Annotated in this window: 15 protein-coding genes; 5 read left to right on the top strand and 10 right to left on the bottom strand. The window is 64.8% G+C overall.

The window, feature by feature from the left end; all coding sequences use genetic code 11:
• Positions 1-119: 119 nt before the first annotated feature.
• The 6 genes from ABXG85_RS08780 to ABXG85_RS08755 all read right to left on the bottom strand — a co-directional run bounded on the left by ABXG85_RS08780 (position 120) and on the right by ABXG85_RS08755 (position 5,738).
• Complete coding sequence (locus tag ABXG85_RS08780; RefSeq protein ID WP_353513343.1) at positions 120-1,052, bottom strand: zonular occludens toxin domain-containing protein; 933 nt, start codon at positions 1,050-1,052, stop codon at positions 120-122.
• A 72-nt stretch (positions 1,053-1,124) separates the two neighbouring features.
• Positions 1,125-1,553 carry a hypothetical protein gene (locus tag ABXG85_RS08775; RefSeq protein ID WP_353513342.1) on the bottom strand — a complete coding sequence of 143 codons (429 nt, stop codon included), beginning with the start codon at positions 1,551-1,553 and terminating at the stop codon, positions 1,125-1,127.
• 247 nt (positions 1,554-1,800) lie between these two features.
• Positions 1,801-3,378 (bottom strand): hypothetical protein, encoded by a 1,578-nt coding sequence (locus tag ABXG85_RS08770; RefSeq protein WP_353513341.1) that lies wholly within the window; start codon positions 3,376-3,378, stop codon positions 1,801-1,803.
• A 2-nt stretch (positions 3,379-3,380) separates the two neighbouring features.
• The gene (locus ABXG85_RS08765; protein WP_353513340.1) at positions 3,381-3,605 is read right to left on the bottom strand and encodes a hypothetical protein; all 225 of its coding nucleotides are present in this window, start codon (positions 3,603-3,605) and stop codon (positions 3,381-3,383) included.
• A gap of 472 nt (positions 3,606-4,077) precedes the next feature.
• A complete protein-coding gene (locus ABXG85_RS08760) occupies positions 4,078-4,377 on the bottom strand; it encodes a hypothetical protein (protein ID WP_353513339.1) in 300 nt (99 codons plus the stop codon).
• The gene (locus ABXG85_RS08755) at positions 4,377-5,738 is read right to left on the bottom strand and encodes a hypothetical protein (RefSeq protein WP_353513338.1); all 1,362 of its coding nucleotides are present in this window, start codon (positions 5,736-5,738) and stop codon (positions 4,377-4,379) included. Before ABXG85_RS08755 ends, ABXG85_RS08760 begins: the two co-directional genes overlap by 1 nt.
• A 24-nt stretch (positions 5,739-5,762) precedes the next feature.
• Between ABXG85_RS08755 and ABXG85_RS08750 the strand changes: the two genes are divergently transcribed.
• Together ABXG85_RS08750 and aspC are read left to right on the top strand one after the other, a co-directional pair.
• Positions 5,763-6,683, top strand: coding sequence for a diacylglycerol/lipid kinase family protein (locus ABXG85_RS08750; protein WP_353513337.1), 921 nt, complete (start codon positions 5,763-5,765; stop codon positions 6,681-6,683).
• Positions 6,684-7,053: 370 nt separating this feature from the next.
• Positions 7,054-8,211 carry an aspartate/prephenate aminotransferase gene (aspC, locus tag ABXG85_RS08745; protein WP_353513336.1) on the top strand — a complete coding sequence of 386 codons (1,158 nt, stop codon included), beginning with the start codon at positions 7,054-7,056 and terminating at the stop codon, positions 8,209-8,211.
• Here the strand turns inward: aspC and lspA are convergent.
• Positions 8,208-8,660, bottom strand: coding sequence for a signal peptidase II (lspA, locus tag ABXG85_RS08740; protein WP_353513335.1), 453 nt, complete (start codon positions 8,658-8,660; stop codon positions 8,208-8,210). The two genes, aspC and lspA, sit on opposite strands and share 4 nt — an antisense overlap.
• A gap of 73 nt (positions 8,661-8,733) precedes the next feature.
• Between lspA and rpmB the strand changes: the two genes are divergently transcribed.
• From rpmB to ABXG85_RS08725, 3 genes are read left to right on the top strand one after another with little or no spacing between them, the layout of a single operon-like run.
• A complete protein-coding gene (gene rpmB, locus ABXG85_RS08735) occupies positions 8,734-9,030 on the top strand; it encodes a 50S ribosomal protein L28 (RefSeq protein WP_353513334.1) in 297 nt (98 codons plus the stop codon).
• 56 nt (positions 9,031-9,086) lie between these two features.
• Positions 9,087-9,782 carry a M23 family metallopeptidase gene (locus ABXG85_RS08730; RefSeq protein ID WP_353513333.1) on the top strand — a complete coding sequence of 232 codons (696 nt, stop codon included), beginning with the start codon at positions 9,087-9,089 and terminating at the stop codon, positions 9,780-9,782.
• A 4-nt stretch (positions 9,783-9,786) separates the two neighbouring features.
• On the top strand, positions 9,787-10,884 hold the full coding sequence (locus tag ABXG85_RS08725; RefSeq protein WP_353513332.1) for an AI-2E family transporter: 1,098 nt from the start codon (positions 9,787-9,789) through the stop codon (positions 10,882-10,884).
• Here the strand turns inward: ABXG85_RS08725 and ABXG85_RS08720 are convergent.
• From ABXG85_RS08720 to ispG, 3 genes are read right to left on the bottom strand one after another with little or no spacing between them, the layout of a single operon-like run.
• Positions 10,881-12,116 carry a uracil-xanthine permease family protein gene (locus tag ABXG85_RS08720; protein WP_353513331.1) on the bottom strand — a complete coding sequence of 412 codons (1,236 nt, stop codon included), beginning with the start codon at positions 12,114-12,116 and terminating at the stop codon, positions 10,881-10,883. The genes ABXG85_RS08725 and ABXG85_RS08720 overlap by 4 nt on opposite strands.
• A gap of 12 nt (positions 12,117-12,128) precedes the next feature.
• On the bottom strand, positions 12,129-13,286 hold the full coding sequence (gene tgt / locus ABXG85_RS08715) for a tRNA guanosine(34) transglycosylase Tgt (RefSeq protein ID WP_353513330.1): 1,158 nt from the start codon (positions 13,284-13,286) through the stop codon (positions 12,129-12,131).
• Positions 13,283-14,506: a flavodoxin-dependent (E)-4-hydroxy-3-methylbut-2-enyl-diphosphate synthase gene (gene ispG, locus ABXG85_RS08710; protein ID WP_353513329.1), complete on the bottom strand. Its 1,224-nt coding sequence runs from the start codon at positions 14,504-14,506 to the stop codon at positions 13,283-13,285. Before ispG ends, tgt begins: the two co-directional genes overlap by 4 nt.
• Positions 14,507-14,511: the final 5 nt, after the last annotated feature.

Here is a 14,511-nt window from a genome sequence, read left to right as displayed (position 1 = left end):
AGGCGGGTCTTCTTGTGGGTCTTTGGGTCCAGGGAGAGCTCCAGGAGGAGCCGGTCCTCCTCCGGGGTCAGTTGGATCCGAAGAGGGGCTGCCATGTTGAGATAATACAGGGTTGGCACTTAGCCACCCCACGTGAAGCGGGACCAATCAACCGTCCCATCAGCAGGTAAAGGCTCAGGCCCAGAACCAGAAGGAGAAGCAGGCTCACGTAGCGATTTTACCCACGCATCCCAGCGCTCACGCAGAGCCTGCCACGCAGGACGTCCCTCGCGGTAAGCAACCGCTAGGTCCTCCATAGTCAGGTACGGCATACCATCAACAGCCCGAGGCTTATCCCGCCGCCCCCGCACTTTGGACGCATCCCAGGCCAGGCCCATCCGTTCAAAAATCGCCCGCTTTTTCGGGTCCAGCTCCCGTTGAAGACGGACTATAGGCGGTTCAAAAATCGCATAGGTATCGTAGCACGCAGCTGCTAGGGGGTCCAGTATCACGACAGAGTTCCGAGCTATCCCCTCATAGATACTCCGAGTAGTGCGCTGCACCATCCCCACTGACTCATCCATGATGGACGTATACCGCAACACCTTCCGACCACGGGACCACGGCAGGAGCAGTAGCCGTAGAAAAAACGGCGCAGGCCGGGCCCAGTACACGAACGCCACCAGCTCACGGACTATGGCGTCCACCGAGCCATACCGTTGAGTAGCCAGGTAGACGTCAACCCCCACCTTTCTATGTTGACTCCAAAACGCAATCACTTCTACGGGGATTAGGTCAAACTGGCGAGAGGGTAGCCACATGTGGGCTTCGTCAAAGAGAAGGACTCCATCATGCACATTGAGAAGCTCCGCATAGTCCCGTATCTCACGGATAAGGTCAGTACGCAAAACCGCTTCCCTATGTTCTAACTGCTTACGCCGCCGCAGGTAGTGGTAGACGTTCTCCCGAATAAAGCCGAAGTTGGCATAAACCGGACGAGGGCGAGGCGCCGCAAGCGCCTCAAGCCCCTTCAGTACTAGCGCATAGGACTTTCCCGACCCCGGAATACCCACAAATGCCTCAATCACCAGCAACCCCCTTAGCTACACACCACCCATCACACACCCTTAGCTACACACCACCCATCAACGCCCACCCCGGAGGAACGTGATGACGCGCCAGATAGCCATCACGCCATAGAACGTGAGCCAGATAGAACCCGCTATCAGAGCTTCCGACAAGGGCAATACCTGATTAGCCACGTTGAACGCCGGGATAACGATAGTGCGCATCACCGCCCAGTCATCAGGCACCTCGGGGAGAAAACCCACCAGCACAGAGAGGATGTCCAGAGGCAGAACGGCCACCGTACCTATGAGCCAAAACAGTGCCGTCAGCGCCCACTGAACCACGTCCACCAGGAGGTTCCATGCGTGAACGAACACCCACTGGAGGACGCTCAGGAACCACCCGGCTACCGCCTGGATAGTGCTCACCAGCCAGGTGAAAAAGGCACCTACCGTAGACGCTAGCCACTGGAGAAGGTCTAGCAGACCGCTAATGATAGCCCCCATGCTCACCCCCTACCACCAAGCCCATCCCGCCAGCCAGCGTAGCGGGGAGGGCCACCCCGTCCAGGGTCCAGAGGACCCCTCGGCCCGGGCGACCGCCCTCCACCCGTCCTCGTGGCCCTCCGGAGCTCGTAGAGCCGAACCCCGGGCCTCGGGGCTAGCGCCCTGGACGGGGACCCCGGCCCTCCCCACGCCCCAAGAAGATGGGGATGGGCTTGGGAAAAATGGCTTGGTGGCAGACTTCACATTCTCACCCCTGGACATCCAGTCCCCGCCGGATGAGGAGAAACGCCAGCGAAACCCAGAACAGCCCCGCCAGTATGGGCCGGAATTGCGCCGCCGTCTGCCAAAACGGCGTCTGGCATATGTTGACCTCCGCCTGCCACTCCGCAATGGGTACGGTAAACGCGCACGCCTGCGACTGGTCTAGCTCAGTCTGGAACCGCCACACACTCAGAATGGCAAACGGAAATCTGTCCTTCGCCTTATCCCGGAGCTCCTTCCACTTTTCCTGGACGCGCTCTATCAACTGCTCCTGCACAGGTTGCCAGAGCTCATCCAATTTTGACACCTCAGGTAGCTTTTCCGCCTCCTCTTGCGGAACCTCCGGCAACTGCACATCCGCAGGTTTAGCCGGAGCCGGACCACCCGGCCATTGAGGTTCCTCCGGTTGTTGTGGCGGTTCTCCCTCGGGATGACTGGCGGGGTCGTGGGGGTCAGTCCCCTGACCTATCTCCACGCTATCTGGCCACCCATCCCCATCCGTATCTGGCGACCGGGTAGCCGGGTTCTCCCCCACCGTAGGCCTCGAAGTGGCATCATAGGGGTCAGTACCCAACTCCACCTCACGCAACGTGGGCCACCCGTCCCCGTCAGGGTCTCCGTTAGGGTCAGGGTAGACTGTAGGGTCATTGATGACATCCGGCCAGGGAACACCCCTCCGGTTTGCCTCTTTCCACTCCACCGGGTCTGGCCATCCGTCCCCATCCGTATCTATGTCTGGACGAGTGAAGGGGTTATCCGTCCACTGGTTAGGGTTCGGCACGGGCTCTAACTGCACCCCCGGGTACGGCGCAGACGGCGAGCCTAAGGGCGCAGAGTCTAGGTATGTTTGGACCGCAATCTTGACGCCATTAGCCGCATCAGGGTGCTCACGCAACCACTGGGCCAACGGAGGACGCGGCCCCGAGGACCCCCAATGCACACACTCCGCCGCCTCAAACGCCTTCCAGCGCTCAGTCAACTCCGGCACACGCGCCAACATAGCATTACGGGCCTCCGTACTGGTTGCATACACCTCCCTATGCACCTCATACCACGGCCCGCTAGTGTAGGGGTCAAAAATACCCCACTCTAACACCCACTCATTACCCCAGTTTCTATCGTAAATCCGCATCCGAGGCCGGTAATAGCATTGAGGGTCATGCACCCCCGTGGCCGCCTGCTTTTCGTTGAAGTAGGCTTCCCACTCTGACCAGTTTTGTAGGTAGGCCTCATTACTGCCTGTGTACCAGACAATAGGGGGCCTATCCCCATCCGGGTTCCAGAAATACCACTGGTCTAAGGACGTACCCGTACGCCTATTCTGTATCGTATAGTACAAATCCAACGCAGTCAGGATGAGCCCAGCGCCACCAATGATGACGCCACCCCACCGGACATACCGACCCACTAGGGCCGCACGCCTAAACTGGCCATCCGACCACTGGATAATCTCATCCAGGGTCATGCCAGCCACAGCACTCTTGATAGCGTCCTTGAACTGGCTTTGAGCATGAACAGGCCCTCCTGCCAGCAGGAGGACCACCAGCAGGAGGGCCAACGGCATGGCTACCCCTTCAGATAGCGCTTAGCGAAGCGCCAAGCGGCAGAAAGCCCAATAGTCAGAGCCAGCACGCCCACGCCTGCCGCAGCAATGCCGCCGATGTACGTAATCACCTTGGAAGCGATAGACCCCGCGTCAAACTCCACATCAGCAGCCTGAGCAAACGCCGGCAGGACCGCAGGCAACGCCGCAAGGCCAGTCCCAACCAGAACCTTGAACCGCTCCTTCACCTCACTCACCTCCTTTCTGGACCTTCACGGGACTAGAGCGCCCCGGTTGTCCCTAAAGCCGCTTGAGGGTATTGCGTAGGAACGAAGCCACCAACCCCGCCCCAACACCCCACCAGAAGGATGCAAAAACTTGCCCGAGATCCATACTTCAGACCTCACTCCTTCCCCATCCGGCTTATCCACCTCAAACTCCAGCCGCACCACCCAACCCTCACCATCACACCACCAGCACGGATGATTGCGCTCAGTAAACCCCTGCCCGCCGCAAATATCGCACGCAAGAACCTCCACGCTACAGGTTCCCATACAACCTCCCCGTGTAGCGGTACGCCGCCAGGAACGTATACGGCACCGCAACCCACGCCAACACCATCCCGAACCAGACCACCGGGTTCACCACTCACCTCCCAGCAAGGCACCGGCAATAACCCCTAACGCAAACATGACTGCCTTCAAAACCTCCTGGAGTTCCTCAGGACTGAGCATGTTTCTTATCCGGCACCACCGCCGCCACGAACCGAGCCCCTACCACTAGGGGCCGCACCCCATTTGGTTGCCCGAAACCCGAGGACACCGGAAGCTCAACATCCAAGTCATAGATGCCCGGCAAAACCTTCATGGTATCTGCCACCTCGGGCAGAGCCTCAAACTCCACCGGCAACAACCCCCGCACGTTCGGATTGCGAGGCGTAGACGCCACCACCACCCGAGCCCCCGCCGCACCGTCCTTTTTCTGGAACACATTGACCGCCAACACCATCACTTGAGCCATCACACACCTCCGACCGGCATAAAGCCGAACTTGGCCAGCTTCACCCGCTCTGCCTTCCTAACGGACCAAAACCCTATCTTGCCGAGGGCCTCTTCCCCTTCCTTATCCAAGCCCAGCTCACGGAACAGCCTCACCCAGACGCCCCGAACCCTATCCACCACCTTCCCAACAGCCACTAGCGCCGTCATGTACGCACCCAAAGCCTGCTTCGCCAACATGACCGGGTCCACCATAGCCTTCCACGCGTGCCTAACTACTCCCCCACGTCCCACCTCCCCAGACCGAAAGGCCGACTGAACCACGACCCAAACGGCATCCACCTCGTTATCCCGCATGCGCCGATACCCACCTTCTTGGCGGTACACAAGCCAGTCCCCCGTCAAGTAAGCCCAAATAGCCGGTACCGCCCACACAAACGTGTCCCAATCCCGGACATCCGAACCATCCCCAGGCACGATGATTTCTGCTAAGGCCTCGGTAGTTAGTTGGAACTCTACCCGGATTACCTCACCCTCTATCGGCCCGTGCTCCTGGCCGTACATCTCCAGCAACGCCCTAGCACCTGGCTTCGCCTTGGCCTCAATAGTCTTGGAGTACACCCGAGCATGAAGGGGACCCCGGCCAAACGTGAAGCCGGACCAGTCCCGACCCCGTAAATGCGCCGACAAATGCGCCGGAGCCTCTTCCCAGGACTCCGGGACCCGAAGTCGCGTAGCGGGGGGCGTGATACTCATGGGCCCCCCGGTAGCCGGGGCCCCGGCTTCGCCGGGGGCCGCCGGCTCCACGGCATAGAGCCCACGAGCCCGGCTCCTGGACGTAAACCGGTTCAGCGAGTCCAAGGTAAAGTACCCGTGCGGTACCTCCACATCACAAAACAGGTCTGCCCTGGACACTTGCACCCGAGAAGGCCGAACCCCAACCAAGTTCGTGGCGGCTTCCACTGCCCACCGCACCACCTCATCTGCCCGCCTACGGGCATACATGAGGTAGCGACCGGTAAACTCCACCCGCATAGCCGGGAAATTGGCCCTCCTAGTAGTTTCCTTCACGGAGGAAAGCCGCCAGAAAATGAGCCCCGCAAAATCCAGCATCCACCGATAATGGCGCACAGACCTCACCGCCGCCGACTGGAACAGCTCAGGCTCCACCTCAGAACCCGTCCACCCAGCCAACGGGTTAGGAAGGGGGAGGTATGCATCCACCCCCCACAGCACGCCCGCATCCGGTTCAACCCGTCCCAACTCCTTCAAGTTGTCCAGCGTGGCCTCTAGGCCCTCGGGCAGGCTGTACGCCCCCTCATCCCAATAGAGATTGACCACCAGGGTATCTATCCCGTACCCGAGAAGCCTCACCGAGCTCATGTAAAGCTTTATAAGAATACGAGGGTGGAACGCTGGGTCATCGTGAACCCCGCCGCAGGCCGGGGCAAGGTGGGAAGGCTCTCGGGGGCCATCCTCGAGGCGGCCCGGAAGCAGGGGGCGAGGGCCTTCCTCACCGAGGGGCCGGGCCACGCCACCCTCCTGGCGCGGGAGGCCCCCCCCGGGGCGCGGGTGGTGGCGGTGGGGGGGGACGGCACCGTGCACGAGGTGCTCAAGGGCCTCGCCGGCACGGAAAAGGCCTTGGGGGTGGTGCCTATCGGGAGCGGGAACGATTTCGCCCGCATGCTGGGCCTCAAGGGGCTTCCCTGGCCCGCGGCCTTGGAGCACGCCCTTTTCGCCCCCGAGGAGGCGGTGGACCTCTGCCGGGTGAACGGCGAGCCCTTTGGCGCCTCCTTGGGCGTGGGGTTTGACGCCTTGGTGGCCAAGAAGGCCCTTTCCGCCCCCTCCTTCCTCCGGGGCATGCCCCGCTACCTCTACGCCCTCTTTAGCGTGCTCAAGGACCTCCGCCTGCCCGAGGGCCGGATCCTTTTGGAGGGGAAGGAGGTTTACCAGGGCCCCCTTTTGCTCCTGGCCGCCATGAACGGCCCCGCCTATGGCGGCGGCATCCCCATCGCCCCCATGGCCGACCCCCAAGACGGCCTCCTCTCCGTGGTCCTGGCCCGGCGCTTTTCCCGGCCCGGGGTGGTCCTCATCCTTCCCCGGCTCCTTCTGGGCAAGCACCTTTCCCATCCCCAGGTGGCGGCCTTCGCCGCACGGGAGGTGGAGGTGGCCTTTTCCCATCCCGTCCCCGCCCACGCCGACGGGGAGCTTTTGCCTGAGGCTGCCCGTTACCGGGCGGCGGTGGAGCCCCTGGGCCTGCGGGTGGTGGGGCGGCGGGCCGGCAGCCGGGGGAAAGAGCCCCTCCTCCATCCGGTGGGGGCTTCGTAGCGGCCTCCCGGATGGCGGCTTACGGGAAGCGGGCGCCCGGCCTTGGTTTCCAGGTGGGTTTTTCCAGACGGGCTCTGGACCAGGGCGCCTTCCAAGCGCGCCACCGCCCGGGCGCAAAGGGAAGTTTATGCGATGCGCTTAGGCTCCTCGAGCAGGGCGAACCGCTGCCTTCTCTCCAACGCCCCTAAGCCCAGGAGGGTTCCACCCGGTCTGGAGCACGGGGGCTTCCCGCAGCCCGGCCAAAGGGGGATCGGCGAGCAGGCCAGGGGGTAGTCCGAGCGGGGGTCCGCCTCATCCCAGGTGCGGGAACCGAAAAAAGCGGGAAGCGCCCCCACCTTCTCTATTAGCGGCTACCCTCTATACTTATGCCATGCGCGGCCTTTCGCAAAGGGTCAAGGCCATGAAGCCCTCGGCCACGGTGGCGGTGAACGCCCGCGCCCTGGAGCTTAGGCGCCAAGGGGTGGACCTGGTGGCCCTCACCGCCGGCGAGCCCGACTTCGACACCCCGGAGCACGTGAAGGAGGCGGCGCGGCGGGCCCTGGCCCAGGGCAAGACCAAGTACGCCCCCCCGGCGGGCATCCCCGAGCTTAGGGAGGCGGTGGCGGAGAAGTTCCGGCGGGAAAACGGCCTTGAGGTGCGCCCCGAGGAGACCATCGTCACCGTGGGGGGCAAGCAGGCCCTTTTCAACCTCTTCCAGGCCCTTTTGGACCCTGGGGACGAGGTCATCGTCCTGGCCCCCTACTGGGTGAGCTATCCGGAGATGGTGCGCTTCGCCGGGGGGGTGCCGGTGGAGGTGGAAACCCGCCCCGAGGAGGGCTTCGTGCCGGACCCCGAGCGGGTGAAGCGGGCCATCACCCCCCGCACCAAGGCCCTGGTGGTGAATTCCCCCAACAACCCCACGGGGGCCGTCTACCCGGAGGAGGTCCTTAGGGCCCTGGCGGAGCTGGCCCAGGCCCACGATTTCTACCTTATCTCCGACGAGATCTACGAGCACCTCATCTATGAGGGGGCCCACTTCTCCCCAGGAAGGGTAGCCCCCGAGCGCACCATCACCGTGAACGGGGCGGCCAAGGCCTTCGCCATGACGGGCTGGCGCATCGGCTACGCCTGCGGGCCCAAGGAGGTCATTAAGGCCATGGCGGACGTGTCCAGCCAGTCCACCACTAGCCCCGACACCATCGCCCAGTGGGCCACCCTCGAGGCCCTCACCAACCAGGAAGCCTCCCGCGCCTTCGTGGAGAGGGCCCGCGAAGCCTACCGCAGGCGGCGGGACCTCCTCCTTGCGGGCTTGGCGCAACTGGGCCTCGAGGCGGTGCGCCCGCAAGGGGCCTTCTACGTGCTCATGAACACCGCTCCCATCGCCGAGGACGAGATAAAGGCGGCGGAAAGGCTTTTGGAAGCGGGGGTGGCCGTGGTCCCGGGCACGGACTTCGCCGCCTTCGGCCACGTGCGGCTTTCCTACGCCACCAGCGAGGAAAACCTGCAAAAGGCCCTGGAGCGCTTCCAGAAGGTCTTGGTGGCCCGCTAAAACCGCTTGCGCTTCCGCCTCGGGGAGAGGAGAAGGAGGAGGGCCCCCAGGGTCACGCAGACGTCCGCCAGGTTGAAGACGGGGAAGTTGGCGAGGAGGGGGAAGGGGGTGCCGAGGTCCAGGTAGTCCACCACCCAGCCCCGGCCCAGGCGGTCTATCCCGTTCCCCAAGGCCCCTACGGCGATGAGGGAAAGGGCCAGGGTGAAGAGGGGGGCGTAGCGCTGCTTGGCCAGGAGGTAGAGGAGGACCGCTCCCACCCCAAGGCTCAGCCACCCCAGGAGGAAGGCCCTTCCCTGCAGGAGGCCGAAGCCCGCCCCGGTGTTTTGCACCAGGGTGAGGTAGAGGAGGTCGCCCAAGAGGGGCTTCGGCACGGGGGAGAGGTTTTCCAGGGCCCAGAGCTTTAGGATCTGGTCAAAGGCCAGGAGTAAGGGCACGAGCACCGTGGGCATCCCCCAGAGTCTACCGAAATCCGCCCTTTGTGCTATACTCCATAGGGTTTGCCTTCGGGCACGGGAGGGTGCCATGTCCAAGGTCTGTGAGATCAGCGGAAAGCGGCCCATCGTGGCCAACAGCATCCAGCGGCGGGGTAAGGCCAAGCGGGAAGGGGGCGTGGGCAAGAAGACCACGGGCATCTCTAAGCGGCGCCAGTACCCCAACCTGCAGAAGGTGCGGGTGAGGGTGGCGGGCCAGGAGATCACCTTCCGCGTGGCGACAAGCCACATCCCCAAGGTTTACGAGCTTTTGGAAAGGGCGAAGGGCCTGAAGCTAGAGGGCCTTTCCGCCAAGGAGATTAAGGAACGGCTTCTGAAGCTCCTCTAGCCCCCCTTCCTCCCCCGGGCCCCCTGCGGGGGGCCCTTTTCCTGTAGCATGTCCCTGTGGTGTGGAAACCGGGGCACTACCTCCTTCTCCTCCTTTCCCTCTACGCCCTGGTGGTGACCCTGGGGTTTTCCTCCCGGGGCCGGCAGCTCGCCGCCTTGCGCCAGGAGGTGGCCGCCTCCAAGGCCCAGGCCCTTTGGGCCCCGGCGGGCTATCGCCTGCCCCTGCCTGGGGCCTGCCTGCCCCAGCGCCCGGAAAACCTCCCGGGCGCCCCCCGTCCCTACCGCAAGGGGGTGAGCGCCGGCTTTGTCTTCCAACCGGGGGACGCCTGCGTGCCCGTGGTGCGGGGCATGGGGGTGGTGGCGGCGGCCAGCGGCGAGGTGGTGAAGGTGGACTTAAACCACCAAGAGCCTTCCCCCGAGGCCTTCCGTGCCCTCCTGGAGCGGGTGAAGGAGGGGGCGGGGCCCGAGGAGATGGAGGTGTTGCGGGGCCTCGAGGTCTGGGTCCGCCACCCGGACGGGCGCACCTCCGTCTACGGCCACCTGCAGGCCCCTTACCCGGGCCTTAAGGTGGGTAGCCGCCTCCACCGGGGCGACCCCTTGGGCTACGTGGGGAATACCGGCCTCCAGGGCGGGGCCCCCAGGCTTCTCTTTGAGATCTGGGAGGGCGAGCCCGACCGGGGGCGCTTCCTCTTCCAGGGCTTAAAGGGAGAGGAGCTATTGCGCCAGGCCAAGGCCTTTTTCGGCCTAGAATAGCCCCATGCGCGAGGCCTTCGCCAAGGTGTGGGAGAACCCCTACGTGAGGGTTTTCGTCTACCTCCTGCTCCTTTTCCTTCTTTACCGCTTTTTGGCCCGGGCCTGGCCTGCGCTTTCTGTCCTCCTCTTTGCCTTCGCCTTCGCCTACCTGGCCCACCCCTTGGTGCGTTTCTTTGAGGGGCTTAGGCTTCCCCGGGCCATGGGGGTGGCCCTGGTCTACCTCCTGTTGGGCCTTTTCTTGGGCCTCGCCTCCTTCCTCACCGCCCAGACCGTCTTGGAGCTCTCCCGCCTCGCCCAGGAACTCCCCAGGCTCCTGGACCCCTTTTTCGCCTGGCTCCTCGCCCTGCCCGACCGGCTTCGGGCCGTGCCCGTGCCTGAGGCGCTAAACCCGGTTCTGGCCGAGGCCAGCCGCAATCTCCAGGGACTTTTGCAGGGGTTTTTGGATACCCTGGTGCGCTGGCTCCAGGGCCTCCTCGCCCAAGGGGGCAACCTCCTGGGCTTTTTCACCGGGCTTCTGGGCGGGATTTTCCAGCTCTTCACCGCCCTCACCCTCTCCCTCTACTTCCTCTACGACCTGCCCCGCCTCGGCCAAGCCGCCCTCCGCGCCTTCCCCGAGCCGTACCAGCCCCTGGTGGCGGAGCTCGCCGCCAAGCTGGACCGGAGCGTGGGGGGCTATGTGCGGGGGCAACTCCTCGTGGCCTTTTTGGTGGGCCTCATTGTGGGGGTAGGGCTATGGCTCGTGGGGGTGCCCCTGGCGGCTAGCCTGGGCTTTCTGGCCGGAGTCTTCAACCTCATCCCCTTCGTGGGGGTCCTCGTCTCCGGAGTGCCCGCTTTGCTCCTCGCCGCCACGGGGGGGTGGCTCAAGGTCTTCCTAGCTCTTTTTGTCCTGTGGCTCGCCAACCAGCTGGAGGGGAACCTCTTCGGCCCCCTCATCGTGGGCCGGGCTACGAGGCTTCACCCGGTGACCGCCATCGCCGCCATCCTCACCGGGGCGAGCCTCTTTGGCCTCTGGGGCGCCCTTTTGGGGGTCCCCGCCGCCGCCTTCTTCAAGGTCCTCCTGGAGGACTACTACAAGCAAAGCCGCTTTTACCGGGAAGGCTAGGGGAGCCGCTCTTCCTCCGCGGCCAGTTCCTCTGGCTCCAGCTGCCGGGGCAAGAGGAGGTTTAGCACCACCCCCGCCAAGGCCGCCAGGGCCATGCCGCTCACCTTCAGGGGCACCGCCGCCCCCGCCACCTGCACCGTGCCCAGGTTGGCCACCGCCCCGCCCAGGCCCAGGACCAGAATGGCGGAGACCACGATGAGGTTGCGGCTATGGGTGAAGTCGATCTCGGCCTCCGCCAGGGTGCGGATGCCCACGGAGGCGATCATGCCGAAAAGGAGCATGGAAATCCCCCCCAAAACCCCTTGGGGCAGGGTCTGGAGGAGGGCGGCGAGCTTGGGGGAGAAGGAGAGGAGGATGGCGAAGACCGCAGCGATGCGGAGGACCACGGGCTCATACACCTTGGTCACCGCCAAAACCCCGGTGTTCTCGGAGTAGGTGGTGTTAGCGGGGCCGCCTAAAAGCCCCGCCAGGCTGGTGGCCAGGCCGTCCCCCAAAAGGGTGCGGTGGAGGCCAGGGCGGACGAAGAAGTCCTTGCCCACCACCCGGCCGTTGGTGAGGATGTCCCCGATGTGCTCCATCACCGTGACGAAGGCCACAGGGGCGATCAGGAGGATCGCCCCCCACTCAAAGGAAGCCAAGGTGAAGGCGGGAAGACCGAACCAGGGGGCCTCCTGCAAGGGCCTTAGGTCCACCCGGCCCAGGAGGAGGGCCAGGACATACCCCACCCCCACCCCAAGGAGCACGGGGATCATCTGGAAAAGCCCGCGCAAAAACACGGCGCTCACCACCGCTCCCAAGAAGGTGGCCACGGCCAAAAGCCAGTCCTTGGCCGCCATGCCCACCGCCACCGGGGCCAGGGTTAGGCCGATGACCACGATGACTGGCCCCGTGACCACCGGGGGGAAGACCTGGCGCACCCGTTCCGAGCCGATGAGGAGTACCAAAAGGGCAAAAAGGGCGTAGACGAGGCCCGCCGCCACAATCCCGCCCCCCACCGCCGCCAGGGAAAACCCCGCCTCCTTGGCCGCCAGGATGGGGGCGATGAAGGCGAAGCTGGAGCCTAAAAAGACAGGCACCATCCGTCCCGTGGCCAGGTGGAAAACCAGGGTACCTACCCCGGCGGTGAAGAGGGCCACCGCCGGGTTCAGCCCGGTGAGGAGGGGCACCAGCACCGTGGCCCCGAACATGGCCACCGTGTGCTGGAGGCCCAGGATAAGGTGCCTTGGCGTCATACCAAGGGCATTCTACCAATGCCCCCCCGCCACCAGGGCCTCCCGGAACCAAAGGGGCACCTCCCGGCCGAAGCGCCGCTCGGCGAAGGCGCGGGCGAAGGCCCCGTAGGACCCTTGCCGGATGGCCTCCCGTGCGCCCTCGGTAAGGCGGTGGAGGTAGCGCAGGTTGTGTAGGGAAAGGAGGATCCCCCCCAGCATCTCTCCAGCCCGCACCAGGTGGGCCAGGTAGCCCCGGCTGAAGTTCTGGCAGGTGTAGCAGTCGCACCCTTCCTCCAGGGGACCCTTTTCCTCCAGGAAGCGGGCGTTTTTCAGGTTGAGGCGGCCTTCGGGCACCAGGGCGCTTCCGAAGCGGCCCGTGCGCGTGGGGTAGACGCAATCGAAAAGGTCCACCCCAAGCCCTATGGCCGCCACCAGGTCTTCCGGGTGGCCCACCCCCATGAGGTAACGGGGGCGGTCCTCGGGGAGGAGCTCGGTGGAAAGGGCCACCATGGCGAACATGGCCTCCTTGGGCTCCCCCACCGCCAGCCCCCCGATGGCGTAGCCGGGTAGGTCGAAGCGGAGGGTTTCCTCCGTGGAAAGCCGCCTTAGCTCGGGGTCCGTCCCCCCTTGGGCGATGCCGAAGAGGGCTTGGTCCTGGCGGGTCTTGGCCCTTAGAGAGCGCTCCAGCCAGCGCAGGGTGCGCTCTAAGGAAGCCTTTAGGTAGGCCCGGCTTGCGGGGTAGGGGGGGCACTCGTCAAAGGCCATGACGATGTCCGCCCCCAGGGCCTCCTGCACGGCGATGCTCCTTTCCGGGGTGAGCCGGACGAGGCTCCCGTCCAGGTGGTTTTGGAAGACCACCCCTTCCTCGTCTATGCGCCGGAGGTGCCCCAGGCTCATCACCTGGAACCCCCCGGAGTCCGTGAGCCAGGGCCCTTGCCACCCGGCGAAGCCGTGAAGCCCTCCGAGGGCCCTCACCCGCTCCGGCCCCGGGCGCAGAAGGAGGTGGTAGGTGTTGGCCAGGAGGATTTGGCTACCGATCTCCTTTAGGTCCCGGGGTAGCAGGCCTTTCACCGAACCTTGGGTGCCCACGGGCATGAAAAGGGGGGTTTCCACTGCCCCGTGGGGGGTGTAGAAGCGGCCCACCCGGGCTCGGCCGCTTTGGGCTTCTATGCGGAAGGCGAAGGGCTTCATCCGGCCTGGGGGGCGAAGCGCTCCTTCACGTAGGCTTCCAGAAGCTTTAGGAACTCCTCCGCCAGGTTGTCCCCTTTGAGGATGGTGAGGAGCCTGCCATCGGCGTAGACGGGGGCCTTGGGTTCTTCCCCCGCCCCTGGGAGGGAGATGCCGATGTGGGCGTGCTTGCTCTCCCCGGGGCCGTTCACCACGCAGCCCATCACCGCCACCTTGAGCCCTTCCACCCCGGGGTAGCGCTTCCTCCATTCGGGGAGCTTCTCCTTGAGGTGGCGGGAAACCTCTTCCGCAAGCTCCTGGAAGCGGGTACTGGTGGTGCGGCCGCACCCGGGGCAGCTCGCCACCTCGGGGGCGAAGGTCCTGAGGCCCAGGGCCTGGAGGATCTCCTGGGCCACCTCCACCTCCTTGGTGCGGGGTTCGCCGGGGGCGGGGGTGAGGGAGACGCGGAGGGTGTCCCCAATCCCCTCCAAAAGGAGGGGGGCCAAGGCGGCGGCGGAGGCCACGATCCCCTTCACCCCCATCCCCGCCTCGGTGAGGCCCAGGTGGAGGGGGGCTGGGGTGCGCCGGGCCAGCTCCCGGTAGACCCAGACCAGGTCGGGGGCCTTGGACACCTTGGCGGAAAGGACGATCTTGTCCTCCCCCAGGCCCAGCTCCCGGGCCGCCTCGTAGGAGCGGACGGCGCTTTCCACCAGGGCCTCGAGGACCACCTCGTGGGCGCTTTTGGGCTCCGGGCGCTTGGCGTTTCGGTCCATGAGCTCGGTGAGGAGGGCAGGGTCCAGGCTACCCCAGTTGGCCCCGATGCGGATGGGCTTGCCCAGGTCCAGGGCCATCTGCACCATCTCGGCGAAGTGGAGGTCCTTGTGGCGGCCCCGGCCTAGGGTGCCCGGGTTGATGCGGAACTTGTCCAGGGCTTCCGCCATTTTGGGGTACTTCCGCAGAAGGAGGTGGCCGTTGAAGTGGAAATCCCCCACCAAGGGGACGTCTATCCCCTCCCCAAGGAGCCTTTCCTTGATCTTGGGCACCGCCTGGGCCGCTGCCTCGTCGTTCACCGTAAGGCGAACGATCTCGCTTCCCGCCCGGTAGAGCTCCGCCACCTGGCGAAAGGTGGCCTCTATGTCGGCGGTGGGGGTGTTGGTCATGGACTGCACGGCGATGGGGTGGGCGCTTCCCACAGGCACCCGCCCTACCCAGACCGTGGGCGTGGGCCGTCTCATCCCCTCCATGCTAG

The organism is Thermus sp. LT1-2-5, assembly GCF_040363165.1.
GTDB lineage: Bacteria > Deinococcota > Deinococci > Deinococcales > Thermaceae > Thermus.
The sequence above is the reverse complement of the archived record's forward strand: the minus strand, read 5'-3'. Positions and strand labels throughout refer to the sequence as shown.

Coding starts and splice junctions, on each gene's coding strand:
- ABXG85_RS08775 (WP_353513342.1), bottom strand. CDS start 1,553: ATGGGGGCTATCATTAGCGGTCTGCTAGACCTTCTCCAGTGGCTAGCG.
- ABXG85_RS08770 (WP_353513341.1), bottom strand. CDS start 3,378: ATGCCGTTGGCCCTCCTGCTGGTGGTCCTCCTGCTGGCAGGAGGGCCT.
- ABXG85_RS08760 (WP_353513339.1), bottom strand. CDS start 4,377: ATGGCTCAAGTGATGGTGTTGGCGGTCAATGTGTTCCAGAAAAAGGAC.
- ABXG85_RS08755 (WP_353513338.1), bottom strand. CDS start 5,738: ATGAGCTCGGTGAGGCTTCTCGGGTACGGGATAGATACCCTGGTGGTC.
- aspC (WP_353513336.1), top strand. CDS start 7,054: ATGCGCGGCCTTTCGCAAAGGGTCAAGGCCATGAAGCCCTCGGCCACG.
- lspA (WP_353513335.1), bottom strand. CDS start 8,660: ATGCCCACGGTGCTCGTGCCCTTACTCCTGGCCTTTGACCAGATCCTA.
- rpmB (WP_353513334.1), top strand. CDS start 8,734: ATGTCCAAGGTCTGTGAGATCAGCGGAAAGCGGCCCATCGTGGCCAAC.
- ABXG85_RS08725 (WP_353513332.1), top strand. CDS start 9,787: ATGCGCGAGGCCTTCGCCAAGGTGTGGGAGAACCCCTACGTGAGGGTT.
- ABXG85_RS08720 (WP_353513331.1), bottom strand. CDS start 12,116: ATGACGCCAAGGCACCTTATCCTGGGCCTCCAGCACACGGTGGCCATG.
- tgt (WP_353513330.1), bottom strand. CDS start 13,286: ATGAAGCCCTTCGCCTTCCGCATAGAAGCCCAAAGCGGCCGAGCCCGG.
- ispG (WP_353513329.1), bottom strand. CDS start 14,506: ATGGAGGGGATGAGACGGCCCACGCCCACGGTCTGGGTAGGGCGGGTG.